The following is a 12,913-nucleotide window of genomic DNA, read 5'->3' on the forward strand; positions in this document are numbered from 1 at the left end:
TATTTCAGTAGCATACGCTACATTTTTGATCATGGAAAACATGTTTTTATAATTTACACACAACATCAAATTTACAGTGTATGGATAGTTTATGCCTCCCAATAGAGCAAATCCTTGACTCCTGTGAAGACCACGTAGCTAGGCTTCAGCAATCCAATACGGCTGGATTTATAGAAATCCAGTGCTGTCCTATTCGAGGACAGTATAAAACCAAGTGCCAATATGGATTTTACCGAAACTTTCTAATTGCACCAGAAGACTTAGCTGTTTGGAAGACTCCTCCGTTACTTAGACAGCGAGAAACCTTGGAAACTGTAGATCAAGTTATGACAATGCTTAACAGTGCATTGTTTGAGACTTTTCATCTACAGCAAGGTCATGCAAATATTCTGATCTGGCATCGTGAGCAGAGGAGTCAATACGGTCAATATGGATTTCAGTTTTGTCCATCAATAGTCCACGGAATTAAGCTTTGTTGATTTTAGAGGTAACGACAGCACAGCTGTACCTCATACATTTTTGAAATGAATTGCACCTAGTGTGAGGGTAATTCTAAACAACTGAATAAATTTATACTAAGGATCATCGCATCGATGGGAATAACCACGACGGATGTAGTTGAAGCTTAAGCTTCACACATCCGTTTTTGCGTTTTTATCTACTAAAAACACAAATTCATGATTCTTCTAGTGTCAGTAGTAAAAACAAATGACTACTGACGTGAAATACCACCCCTTCCAATACTGTTCGATTAACAAACTGATCTGTTGAGGTAAGCAGGGGAAGAAGAGAGGCAGGGGAAGAAGAAGACTAGACAATAACTTCCTTTCCTCCATGCTTCAAGAGCTTATCCGAACCGTATTGCCACCCTTTCACAAGATGGGATGAGCTTAAAACTTGAATCACATCAACTTTATCTGAGAAGTTCACAACCATGAAAAAATTAACTGCTAAGCTCATCAAGAGTTTTTTATTAGCAATATTTGCTTTCGTGATCGCTTACGTTCTATCAATAGGCTTTGGAGCTTTGGATATTTTCATAATGCTACTGCCCTTTGTGGGAAATTTGTTTTATAAGTTGGGAATGATCCTTTTGTGTTTAATAACAATAACAGTTATTTTAGAATCCCTGCGTTAAGTGAAAAAGCAGAGGAGCAGAGGAGCGATCGCCCGCTTTTTTCATCACCAAAAAAACTGTTAACAAGTTCTTTAGTGCAATCGTTTTCCTCTTGAATCAAGAAATCATCGCACCGAATAAACCATTAGTAATTCATTACCATAGTTGAGATCACATGATTAATAACATACATATTGCAGCACCATATTTTGTGGCGCTAATTCTTGGCATAATTTACCGCAAACCTGTTTCTGACTTAATCACTCGTTTGGTAAAAGCTAAAGTTTCAAGCAGTGGAGTAGAAGTAGAAACCCACAAACAACTTGGAAAACTCACTCATCAAAGTCAAGAAATGACCTTTATTCTTAAAGAAATTAACAATAACATAGAGAAAATAGCTCACAATGAGAAGCCTTACACTGATTATTTAGAAGCACTTCAAGATACGGAAAGGCGGATTCGAGAATGTTTTGAAAATGATGAGTTTAATAGCAAAAATTATGTAGAAATTAAAATATTGGCGGTTTCTATGACATTTTCATGGAATTTTGTTGCTGGTAAAGTTCCTAAACTATTAAAGGACTATGCAAATGCACATATCAATACTGAAATCTTACTTGTTGATAGTGATTATTTAGAATCACTCCAGCTTGAAACTTACGATATTAATTGGGCAGCAGAAAGTAGACAACGAGTGATGCAGATCAAAAATTTCATCAATAGATTACCAGATGACTGGCGTGACAGATTTTCGATTTCAGCTAGAGTGTACAAAAATGTACCTCATTGGCACGGCTTTTTGGTAAATAGTGAACACTTATTTTTAGGAAGAACTGATTGGGATTTTTCTACAAATAAACCTAAACTTAGTGTAGGTCAAAACAAGTATCGATACTTTAATCACAGTGCTGTTGCAGGTTCAGAACGTATTGATCTGTTTTCAGATTGGCACAAATACTACTTTGAGTTTGCTTCCAAATCTATCCACGATATTAACTAGAACAGGTGTTAACAGATTTTATGTCCACAATCAGCGATCGCACACCATAAAAAAACCGGGTAACATTAAAGTCCCCCGGCTTATTTATTTGTTAACGAAATTAAACTTTAGCAGCTGACTTGGTGATCATATTTAATTCACCCTTAGCATACTTAGCTGCAAAATCTTCCAGATTAACTTGCTTAATCTTGCTAGCATTGCCAGCAGTGCCAAATTGTTGATAGCGTTCAGCACAAACTTTTTGCATGTACTTGATAGAAGGCTTGAGGAAGTGACGGGGGTCAAATTCCTTAGGATTACTTGCCAAAGCTTCACGTACCGCAGCAGTAATCGCCAAACGGTTATCGGTGTCAATATTTACCTTGCGTACACCACTCTTGATACCTTTTTGAATTTCTTCTACAGGTACGCCGTAGGTTTCAGGAATCGCACCACCATACTGGTTAATTAGTGCAAGTAAATCTTCAGGTACAGAAGAAGAACCGTGCATTACCAAGTGGGTGTTAGGCAAACGGCGGTGAATTTCTTCAATCCGGCTGATTGCCAAAATTTCGCCAGTTGGCTTGCGGGTAAACTTGTAAGCACCGTGACTAGTGCCAATAGCCACAGCCAAAGCGTCTACTTGAGTTGCTTCGACAAAATCAACTGCTTGGTCGGGGTCAGTTAGTAGTTGAGAATGGTCAAGTGTACCTTCAAATCCATGACCATCTTCAGCTTCACCAGCACCGGTTTCTAAAGAACCCAAGCAACCAAGTTCGCCTTCAACACTAACACCCAAGGAGTGAGCTACGTTTACTACTTCGCGGGTAACGTTGACGTTATATTCAAAGCTGGCTGGTGTCTTAGCGTCAGCTTCTAGTGAGCCATCCATCATGACGCTGGTAAAGTTATTCTTCATTGCTGAGTAGCAAGTAGATGGAGCATTACCATGATCTTGGTGCATGACAATGGGAATCTGAGGATAGGTTTCTACCGCTGCCAAAATCAGGTGACGCAGAAAGTTTTCTCCTGCGTAATTACGAGCGCCACGAGAAGCTTGCAAAATTACGGGGCTATCTGTTTCTGCCGCCGCCTTCATGATCGCTTGAATCTGTTCTAAATTGTTAACGTTGAAAGCTGGGATGCCGTAACCGTTTTCAGCCGCGTGATCTAGAAGCAGCCGCATTGGTACAAGCGCCATAAATAGTCCTCCTAATGTTGTTGTCAGCTAGTCGGTGTGAGAGAAGCGCAATAATTACGCTAAATTTTAAGAGTTTTTTCAACTTATAGGAAATTATAACTAGAGTAGTGTGCTTATGTTGAAAAAGTTTGCGCCATCACTAATCAAGATGCCTGATGCTGGAACTAAACTACTGTCAAGTGTGCTACGTCACACTGATCGGTTTTAGTAGCGTGTTTTGGTAACGTATTGTTTTAAATAGTCTACCATAAGCGATCGCTCTGTTCATCTTCACAAGTGATTGCTCGTGACCCAAAAGGCAAAGGGGCATACTTCGACTGCGCTCAGTAACCAGGGGGCAGGGAGCGGGGGGAGCAAGCCCTGCCCTGAAGTTGTGGAGCGGAACATGAATATCAAGCCCCTTCTTCGGTAGACGCTCTGGATTGGTCAAAGTACAAGATCCGTTACTACCTCCACTCTGCTAACAACTCCCTACTCCCCTGCCTTTGGCAGTGACAAAATATTGACTAACTGCGATCGCATTTCTACTATCCAAAGCAGTCAATAAAGACTTGTCGATGGCAAAAATGTGTTGAAACAAACAGAAAATTTGATCTCTAGCTACACTTGGTCAGAGCAATTGTGAGGATTTTTCGATTAGTTATGGAAACCTTAAAAGATGCCAGCTAAATATGCTTTAGCCAACTTAAGGCTGTCAGGATCAGAAAGTAAAGAGTAAAAGGCAATTTATTTTGACTTTTAACTTTCTGTTTTTGTTCAGCTTCCCACAACAGGAGGTTTAATCTTGAGTAAATTGAAAGTTGGTATTAATGGATTTGGTCGAATTGGACGACTTGTATTACGTGCTGGCATCGATAACCCCAATATCGAGTTTGTAGGCATTAACGACTTAGTACCGCCAGATAACCTCGCTTATTTATTTAAATACGATTCGACCCACGGTAAGCTCAAAAGCAAGGTTGAAGCAAAGGAAGACGGTATCGTTATTGATGGGCATTTTATTCCTTGCATATCAGTTAGGAATCCCGCAGAGTTACCTTGGGGACAGTTGGGTGTAGATTATGTCGTAGAATCTACAGGACTCTTCACTGGATATGAAGGAGCGGCAAACCATCTCAAGGCAGGTGCAAAGCGAGTAATAATTTCTGCTCCCACCAAAGATCCTGATCGTATTCCTACTTTATTGATGGGTGTCAATCATGACTTATTTGACCCTAGCAAGGATCTAATCGTTTCTAATGCCAGCTGCACTACAAACTGTCTGGCTCCCATTGCTAAAGTGATCAATGATAACTTTGGATTGACCGAAGGATTGATGACCACAGTTCACGCCATGACTGCTACTCAGCCAACTGTAGACGGCCCTAGCAAGAAAGATTGGCGGGGTGGCAGAGGTGCAGCCCAGAACATTATTCCCTCTTCTACTGGTGCAGCTAAAGCCGTGGCACTGGTATTACCGGAGTTGAAAGGCAAGTTAACTGGGATGGCGTTTCGAGTTCCTACTCCCGATGTTTCTGTGGTTGATTTGACTTTTAAGACTGCTAAAGCTACCAGTTACCAAGAAATCTGTGCTGCGATGAAACAAGCAGCAGAAGGGGCGTTAGCAGGTATTTTGGGATACACAGATGAAGAAGTTGTATCGACAGATTTTCAAGGCGATACCCACTCTAGTATCTTCGATGCGGGTGCTGGAATTGAATTGAACTCCAACTTTTTCAAGATAGTTGCTTGGTATGACAACGAATGGGGCTACTCGAATCGTGTTGTTGACCTGATGTTGGTGATGGCACAGAAAGAACAAGTTGCCGTGGTTTGATTCAGGAGAGACGCGATTAATCGCGTCTTTACAAAGTGATTAACTTTTGGGATTTGGGTAAATGCTTAAAAGCAAGATTAAATTAAGTGTCTTTACTTAGCAATTTAGTAATATGAAACACATGCAAATTTGGTAATGTTTAAGGCGATCGCCTGAGGCATCCAAATCGCATTTTCCTCAACACCTAAACCCTAATCCTATGCGTCGAACCAAAATTATTTGTACTGTTGGGCCGGCTACATCTGCACCTGAGCGTCTGCAAGCTTTGGTGGAAGCGGGCATGAATGTAGCGCGATTGAACTTTTCTCACGGAGCTTATGAATTTCACGCCCAAACTGCTCGGCATCTCAGACAAATTAGTACTGAACAGCAAAAGCCGATCGCGATTATGCAAGACTTGTGTGGTCCGAAGATTCGGTTGGGAACTCTACCACCGGCAGGGCTAACAGTCGAAACTGGTGAGGAAGTCACTTTTTTGCTGCAAGACAAGGGTGATAGCATCGACGAATTACCCTTACCCTTGCCGACTTTATTTGCAATGGTACGGCCAGGCGAACCGATTTTGATTAATGATGGTCGTGTCAAGTTGATTGTTACCGATCGCGATGCTGATAAAATTCGAGCTTTGGTCAAAATTGGTGGTGTTATTTCAACTCACAAAGGAGTAAACCTCCCAGAAACTCCTTTACCTGTGAGTTCTATTACCGAGAAAGACTTGATGGATTTGCGCTTCGGTATTCAGTTAGGCGTAGATTGGGTAGCGGTTTCCTTTGTGCGATCGCCTCAAGATTTAGAACCAGCCCAACGCATGATCGAAGCTGCTGGGGCTTCAATTCGCTTAATTGCCAAAATCGAAAGAGCAGAGGCTGTAGAACATTTTGACTCTATTCTTGAAGTTGCCGACGCTGTAATGATTGCTCGTGGCGATTTAGGGGTAGAAATGCCGATTCATGAAGTACCTCTAATTCAAAAGGACATTATTCGCCGTTGTAATCAAGCTGGTAAGCCAGTAATTACAGCTACCCAAATGCTAGAGTCGATGATTAGCGCTCCTGATCCTACCCGTGCTGAAGCTACCGATGTCGCTAACTCAATCTTGGATGGTACAGATGCGGTAATGCTTTCTGGTGAAACTGCTGTGGGACAATACTCTAGCGCCGCTGTCCAAGTGATGCACAATATCGCAGTCAGAACAGAACAGTCTTTAAATGAAGGTAGTAGACATGCCTGGTGTCATGATGCAGGTAGTCTCAGCGTCACCGAATCGGTAGCCGAAGCAGTATGTCGCATCGCTTATGAAACAGGCGCACGAGCAATTTTGTGTAACACTTCTTCAGGAAGTACAGCAAAAATGGTGTCTAAATATCGTCCGACTACACCGATTATTGCCCTCACTCCTGATGAAACCGCTTATCGTCAACTTGCTCTGTCTTGGGGTGTTGAACCCTTGCTAATTCCGCCAGTCTACAATGCCGAAGAGATGTTTATGAATGTGGTAGACACAGTTGTAGAAATGGGTCTAGCGAGTTTGGGTGATAAGGTAGTGATTACCTCTGGTGTGCCAATTGGTAAATCAGGAACAACTAGTTTAATTAAAGTGCATTCGATTGGACAGCCAATTTCAGCTTGATGCATCTAGAATGAGGCTGTGGCTGTGGACATAAAGCAAAATTGGGCAATGATGAAGAAAAATTGCCAGAATCATAAATTGTAGACACCGAAACAAGTTTAAAGAATAGGGAAATCAGTAAATCCTCAATAAACAACCATCCCGGAGTATTTTATGTCTAAAAGTTTACTAGAACAATTGCGCCAAATGACTGTAGTGGTTGCAGACACTGGGGATATTCAAGCGATTGAGAAGTTCAAACCCCAAGATGCTACTACCAATCCTTCCCTGATTACCGCTGCGGCACAAATGCCAGAATATCAGGAAATTGTTGATCAAACTTTACTCCAAGCTAAAAACGATGCCGGAGCAGGTGCAAGCCAAGCGCAGATAGTTTCTCTGGCTTTTGACCGTTTGGCAGTTGCCTTTGGTTTGAAGATTTTACAAATTATTCCCGGTCGGGTCTCCACAGAAGTAGATGCTCGCTTGTCTTTTGATACAGATGCTACCGTCGCTAAGGCGAGAGAATTAATTGCCCAATACAAAGCTGCTGGAGTTGGCCGCGATCGCGTCCTCATTAAAATTGCTACCACCTGGGAAGGTATCAAAGCTGCGGAAATCTTGGAGAAAGAAGGTATTCATTGTAACTTAACCTTATTATTTGGTCTGCACCAAGCGATCGCCTGTGCTGAAGCTGGTGTTACCCTCATTTCTCCTTTTGTCGGACGGATTCTTGACTGGTACAAGAAAGACACTGGACGAGATAGCTACCCTTCTGCTGAAGATCCTGGTGTATTGTCTGTTACTAAAATCTACAACTACTACAAGAAATTCAGTCATAAAACCGAAGTCATGGGAGCCAGTTTCCGCAACGTTGGCGAAATTACCGAACTTGCAGGTTGTGACTTGCTGACGATTTCTCCAGCGCTATTGGGAGAATTACAAGCAACCGTTGGCGAACTACCACGTAAACTCGACCCCGCCAAAGTTGCAAACTTGGAAATTGAAAAGATGTCCATTGACAAAGCTACCTTTGACAAGATGCACGCTGCTGACCGCATGGCATCTGACAAACTAGCAGAAGGCATCGATGGTTTCACCAAAGCATTAGTTTCTTTAGAGAAGCTATTGGCAGAAAGGCTAAGTCGTCTAGAAGAAGCAGTAACAAGTCATTAGAATTTAGACGGCAAAATTTATTGGTTCGTAGTAAGTACTTTAGTGCTTAAAACTCAGGACTAAAGTCCTGACTACGAACTTAATTATTTTATGGAGCGCGGGGTATTGCTGATACCGTTTCTTTGTGAAGCTGCGCCAAACTCTCTTAAACTCTTAATCTTGGCGTACTTTGCGTACTTTGCGGTAGCCTACGGCAAGCCCTTCGGTCTACGTTTTTGATTTCTTATACTAAGCCTGAGATAATTGGGCGCATCTTCATACAGAATTGGTATGAGTATTGGATCGTCGATCCGATACAAGAGCAAGTAACAGTTCTGGAATGGATAGAAGGTTTTTATGAAGAGAAGGTGTATGTAGGCGATAATGCGATCGCTTCGCTTGTATTTGCTGATTTAAAGTTGACTGCTGCTCAAGTTTTGCAAGGGTAAGATAGTATAAAAACTTTCGCAATTTATTTATATATAAAACAAAGCTATACAGATTTTTTACAGGATATTCTAAATGCAATTTAGTGAAGTTGAGTCTTTTATACAAGCAGCAAAAAGTTTGTTACTGGCTGAGCGAAGTCGAAGCCAGCAGATGCCATTTAGCTAGTAAAAAGTTAAAAAACAATAAAAAATAGGGAAGTTTCCTACTTTATAGCAAGTAGCATAGAAACTTCCCTTCAAGCTTTCCAACCTATGTTAATCATAGTTTTCAGCTTGACATGAACCGTATTTAGTTAAACATCAATCATTAAAACCGCTGCCAGTTATACATTAATCTTCCATGACGATCGCGCACAAGTTCCCATTCTCCATGACGATAGCGTTGTCCAGAATAATTTATAGAACGATAGCGTCTTCGATAATAATGTTGTCGATTCCGCCTCTGTCTATAATGTTGTCGATTTCTTTGTCTATAATGTTGTCGATTCCGCCCTCGTTTATAATGTTGTCGTCGAGTCCGTCGTCGAGTTAGTAAAAGTTCTCCACTTTGACCCTTAACTAAATTCGTTTCTGACTCCTGACTTTGTTCATTAGTAACATTATTGAGACTACTATCCTTAGCTTGAGCCAAAGCAGGCGGATAGGTAAAGGCTAATACTAGCAGCACGATTGAGGATAGCTTTTTGAAACCTTTCACGTTTTTGCTTTTCCTAGACTATTGGTAATAAATTTATTAATTACTTGAAATTAGTAATTATGTAGTTCAAAATTCACAAACATCAGTAATGCAAAAGTATGAAAGTACTCATATTGAATGCCGGATCAAGCAGCCAAAAAAGTTGTTTGTATGAAATTGCCGATGATGCTCTTCCTAATGAAGCGCCCCAACCTCTTTGGGAAGGAAAAGTTAACTGGACTCAAGATCGGGGTGTGGCAGAAATTAAGGTAAAAACAGCTACGGGTGAAACGCTGCAAGAATCAATTTATGGTGATTCTCGCCGCGCCCATGTTGCTTATATGCTTTATACCCTCAGTCGCGGCGCTACCAAGGTGATTGGCCAACTATCAGAAATTGATGTGGTAGGACATCGTGTGGTACACGGCGGACAGAATTATCGAGGTAGTGTGATAGTTGATGAGGATGTAAAAAAAGCGATCGCTAGTCTGTCTAACTTAGCTCCAGCTCATAATCCGGCCGCATTAGAAGGAATAGAAGCGATTGAACAAAGCTTAGGAGAAGTCACCCAAGTAGCAGTTTTTGATACAGGATTTCATGCTACTCTACCGGATGCCGCAGCCATTTATCCTGGCCCTTATGAGTGGGTAGAGCAAGGCATTCGCCGCTACGGATTTCATGGCATTAGTCATCAATATTGTTCTAGTCGGGCTGCTGATATTCTTGGTAGAGATTTAACATCTCTGCGTTTAATCACTTGTCATTTAGGTAATGGTTGTTCTTTGGCAGCAGTTAAAAACGGTCGCAGTATTGATACAACTATGGGATTCACACCTTTAGATGGATTGATGATGGGCAGCCGTTGTGGTTCCATCGATCCAGGTATCTTAATTTACTTGTTGCGCCAATCTAATTATTCTGCCGAAAGTCTCGATTATTTACTGAATAAAGCTTCTGGTTTACGAGGAATTTCGGGAGTATCCAGTGATTTACCTCAAGTTATGGAAGCGATCGCTCAAGGTAATTATCGCGCTCAACTGGCTTGGGATATCTATGTGCATCGCTTACGTTCTGGTATTGGTGCTATGCTAACTAGTCTGGGGGGATTAGATGCTTTGATATTTGCGGCTGGGATTGGTGAAAAATCTCCAGGGATTCGCCAAGCCGCTTGTGAAGCTTTGGGATTTTTGAATCTGAAAATTGATCCGGAAAAAAATCAGCACCATCCTGTAGATGAGGATATAGCTACACCAGATTCAGCAGTGCGAGTATTAGTAATTCGTACTCAAGAAGATTGGGCGATCGCTCAAGAATGTTGGCAAATATTGAAAAGATAAATTCTGTAATTTATTCTTACGCAAATAACAACCACCGCATTGTCGATTTCCCAATTTGGGGCAAAATAAAACTTAAAGCCCACTTCATAAGTAGTGGGACAAAAACTGACACCAACACGAAAAGTAAAAACTTCAACGGAGAGCTAAGCACAAAACTAGGAATTAGACAAGTTATTCCCCACGCAATCCAATTGAGGTACTTAGAGTCAATAGAAGTAAATCTTTGAAGTTTATTAACAAGCACATAACGGATAATAGCAAAAGCGATCGCTGCTACTAACCAAGCAAATATAGACAGTAATATTCCAGCTTTTGCTTGATAAAGTTTCTCGGCTACAAAACTAGTAGGTGCAAAAGAAGCTAATTCCCAAGCTAAAAGATTTAATTTCTTTCGTAGATAACTTAACAATTGTTCAGTGAGCCAATAATGAGCAGAAACAATTATTAAGCAGTTTGCATCTTGAAGAAAATCTCTACGGATTTTATGAAATATATCACCACTCAAAAATACGGTACTTTGTAAAAGTATATCTGGCTTTTCATCAACAGATGCAGTTAATTGAGACTGTTGATAGTAGCAATTAAAGGTAAGTCCAGATTGTAAATTTGTTTTCTTATTTAAAGATTTACTTAGAAGTAATCTAAAAATATTGATGATCACAAACAAGTAAGAATTTTGAGACTTATTTCTCAGACTTTCTGGATTATTGAAAAAGCTATAGTACCAGAAGGGAAGCAGTAACTTTGGTGGAATGTACAAAGAACAACCAGTTTTTTGCGCTTGCTGAATCTGTTCTACAACTGTCTCATTGAGATAAAAACTATACTGTCCTTGTTCAAACTTGAGTTTAAAAGCAGCGCCTTGAGGAATTTGCAAGCAATAAGAAAGTGTAACGCCTGTTTGCGGAGCAGTATTTGTATTATCAACGACCATTTCGAGATAAAGATGAATTGGCAATACCTTGTACTAAAGTAATTAAAAAATCCAGTGTTCCACGCCACTGTTTTTCTCCTGCAACTACCCCTTCTGTATGTATTTTAAGAATTAAATCTTTCTCGTAATCAGGTAACTGAAACAGTTCTTTATGATAACGGCTGATAATATCACCATCTAACTGCATCACAGTTTGGGCATAAATAATATCAATTGTAGATTTTGTGGCATCACCACTGTCAAGTGCAGCTTTCAATTCTGCTACTTTTCGTAAGGTACGCACAAACTTATCATTATCCAATAATTCTTGTATTTCTTGAGAATTTTCTTCCCAATCTTTTCGCCAACTTGCTGAATTTTCTCCCTCAATCACAGGAGTTGGAGGAGGTAATATTGGTCTAGCTAACTTCACATAATTTGGATCGGTTTCAACTATGTTTCCATGCTTTTGTTTTTTTAAAAATTCTAGGCGTTGTTGATATCTTTCTACTTTCTCATTGGGCAATTTATAAAGGTTAGATTTGGGATCAATTATAAGGTAAAAATACTCTCTTTCAAGTTGTGTAAATAAACTTCGATAACGGTTACGTAAGTTTTGATCTTGAGGACTATCGCCAGGGATTCCTCTTTCATCAAAATAATCGGGGTCATTGATAGAATAAATTGTCTGATATGCTTGCCAAGCATTAAACTTTGCTCCACTAATTTGCTCGACAACCATCGTATTTACTTCTAAAGCTGTGATATCGTCTACTAATCCTTGTACAGACTTGACTAGATTGTCTAACAAACATCGAGCTTGAGTTTGAATCTCATTAGACATAGTGAAAACCTCTAGAATACTTTTGACTAAATATTTAGTTATAGTGCTAAATTTATTAATTTGTACTAATACCATGTAACCTACAGCTTGCACTCAATCGCTGTAGGTATTTAGTTTTAAATATCAATTTATCAATAATGCTTAAGAACGAGATATAGATTGTTGCGAACCTTTGCGTGTTCTCAGCATTTCCATTAAAATTCCATAGATTTTATGCACAGATTCTATATTTTTTTGCATAATTTCACGGCTTTCTTTAACTTGACTTAAATGAAATTCGCGTAGTTCTGTATAAGGGCTACTACCAAGAAATTGACTACCAACTTCATTTTTGATATCACCATTCACAAGATTGATAACGGTATGCATACGATTACCCGCTTTGGGAAACTCTTGCCCATTTTGTAATTCGCTACCTGAATCGGTAGATGGTTCTGAAACCCAAGTAGTAATTTCTAATTCCACAACTTGAACTATTGCTTTTTTGATAGCATCTGTAATATCGTCAAAATTAAATCCATTTCTATCAGCATTAAGATTAGTAATTATTGTCTCAAAATCACTAACTTTTGTGGTAATGGCTTGACCATTATTTTCCATGCTTTCTGTAACATTATTATCCATAATATTGTGGTAAGTGCAGTTTTCAGTACAAACAAAATTTAATTATAGTATTATAACGAAAGCTTCAGTAATTTTACTTAAAAAAAGTAAGTAAACTCAAAACAACTTAATGATTTAAGAATTGTTTATAAAGAAAAGTGAAGTTGGGACTTTTAAAAGCTATAGCGCTGCTTGGTCGTGTGCAGTAAACTCT

Annotated in this window: 12 protein-coding genes; 7 read left to right on the forward strand and 5 right to left on the reverse strand. The window is 39.9% G+C overall.

Going from position 1 to position 12,913, the window contains the following annotated elements; translation table 11 throughout:
• Positions 1 to 80 precede the first annotated feature (80 nt).
• A complete protein-coding gene (locus tag QI031_RS24310) occupies positions 81 to 479 on the forward strand; it encodes a hypothetical protein (RefSeq protein WP_281482168.1) in 399 nt (132 codons plus the stop codon).
• Positions 480 to 1,292: 813 nt separating this feature from the next.
• Positions 1,293 to 2,117, forward strand: coding sequence for a hypothetical protein (locus tag QI031_RS24315; protein WP_281482169.1), 825 nt, complete (start codon positions 1,293 to 1,295; stop codon positions 2,115 to 2,117).
• Positions 2,118 to 2,217: 100 nt separating this feature from the next.
• Here QI031_RS24315 and fba read toward each other — a convergent pair whose 3' ends face one another.
• Positions 2,218 to 3,297: a class II fructose-bisphosphate aldolase gene (gene fba / locus QI031_RS24320; RefSeq protein WP_281482170.1), complete on the reverse strand. Its 1,080-nt coding sequence runs from the start codon at positions 3,295 to 3,297 to the stop codon at positions 2,218 to 2,220.
• A gap of 784 nt (positions 3,298 to 4,081) precedes the next feature.
• Here fba and gap point away from each other — a divergent pair.
• From gap to QI031_RS24340, 4 genes are all read left to right on the forward strand, one after another.
• Positions 4,082 to 5,113 carry a type I glyceraldehyde-3-phosphate dehydrogenase gene (gene gap, locus QI031_RS24325; protein WP_281482171.1) on the forward strand — a complete coding sequence of 344 codons (1,032 nt, stop codon included), beginning with the start codon at positions 4,082 to 4,084 and terminating at the stop codon, positions 5,111 to 5,113.
• A 199-nt stretch (positions 5,114 to 5,312) separates the two neighbouring features.
• Positions 5,313 to 6,743, forward strand: coding sequence for a pyruvate kinase (gene pyk, locus QI031_RS24330; protein ID WP_281482172.1), 1,431 nt, complete (start codon positions 5,313 to 5,315; stop codon positions 6,741 to 6,743).
• A 153-nt stretch (positions 6,744 to 6,896) separates the two neighbouring features.
• Positions 6,897 to 7,898, forward strand: coding sequence for a transaldolase (locus QI031_RS24335; protein ID WP_281482173.1), 1,002 nt, complete (start codon positions 6,897 to 6,899; stop codon positions 7,896 to 7,898).
• Positions 7,899 to 8,113: 215 nt separating this feature from the next.
• The gene (locus QI031_RS24340) at positions 8,114 to 8,326 is read left to right on the forward strand and encodes a PDDEXK family nuclease (RefSeq protein WP_281482174.1); all 213 of its coding nucleotides are present in this window, start codon (positions 8,114 to 8,116) and stop codon (positions 8,324 to 8,326) included.
• Positions 8,327 to 8,633: 307 nt separating this feature from the next.
• On the opposite strand, the gene QI031_RS24345 is transcribed toward QI031_RS24340, so the two are convergent.
• A complete protein-coding gene (locus tag QI031_RS24345) occupies positions 8,634 to 9,023 on the reverse strand; it encodes a hypothetical protein (RefSeq protein ID WP_281482175.1) in 390 nt (129 codons plus the stop codon).
• A 98-nt stretch (positions 9,024 to 9,121) separates the two neighbouring features.
• Between QI031_RS24345 and QI031_RS24350 the strand changes: the two genes are divergently transcribed.
• The gene (locus QI031_RS24350) at positions 9,122 to 10,339 is read left to right on the forward strand and encodes an acetate kinase (RefSeq protein WP_281482176.1); all 1,218 of its coding nucleotides are present in this window, start codon (positions 9,122 to 9,124) and stop codon (positions 10,337 to 10,339) included.
• A 16-nt stretch (positions 10,340 to 10,355) separates the two neighbouring features.
• Here the strand turns inward: QI031_RS24350 and QI031_RS24355 are convergent, their stop codons facing one another.
• The 3 genes from QI031_RS24355 to QI031_RS24365 all read right to left on the reverse strand — a co-directional run bounded on the left by QI031_RS24355 (position 10,356) and on the right by QI031_RS24365 (position 12,720).
• Positions 10,356 to 11,297, reverse strand: coding sequence for a hypothetical protein (locus QI031_RS24355; protein WP_281482177.1), 942 nt, complete (start codon positions 11,295 to 11,297; stop codon positions 10,356 to 10,358).
• Positions 11,263 to 12,096 carry a hypothetical protein gene (locus QI031_RS24360; RefSeq protein ID WP_281482178.1) on the reverse strand — a complete coding sequence of 278 codons (834 nt, stop codon included), beginning with the start codon at positions 12,094 to 12,096 and terminating at the stop codon, positions 11,263 to 11,265. The genes QI031_RS24355 and QI031_RS24360 overlap by 35 nt, the downstream gene beginning before the upstream one ends.
• A 141-nt stretch (positions 12,097 to 12,237) precedes the next feature.
• Entirely contained in the window at positions 12,238 to 12,720 is a 483-nt protein-coding gene (locus QI031_RS24365) for a hypothetical protein (RefSeq protein WP_281482179.1), read from the reverse strand.
• Between the last annotated feature and the right edge of the window lie 193 nt (positions 12,721 to 12,913).

Source organism: Halotia branconii CENA392, assembly GCF_029953635.1.
Lineage (GTDB): Bacteria > Cyanobacteriota > Cyanobacteriia > Cyanobacteriales > Nostocaceae > Halotia > Halotia branconii.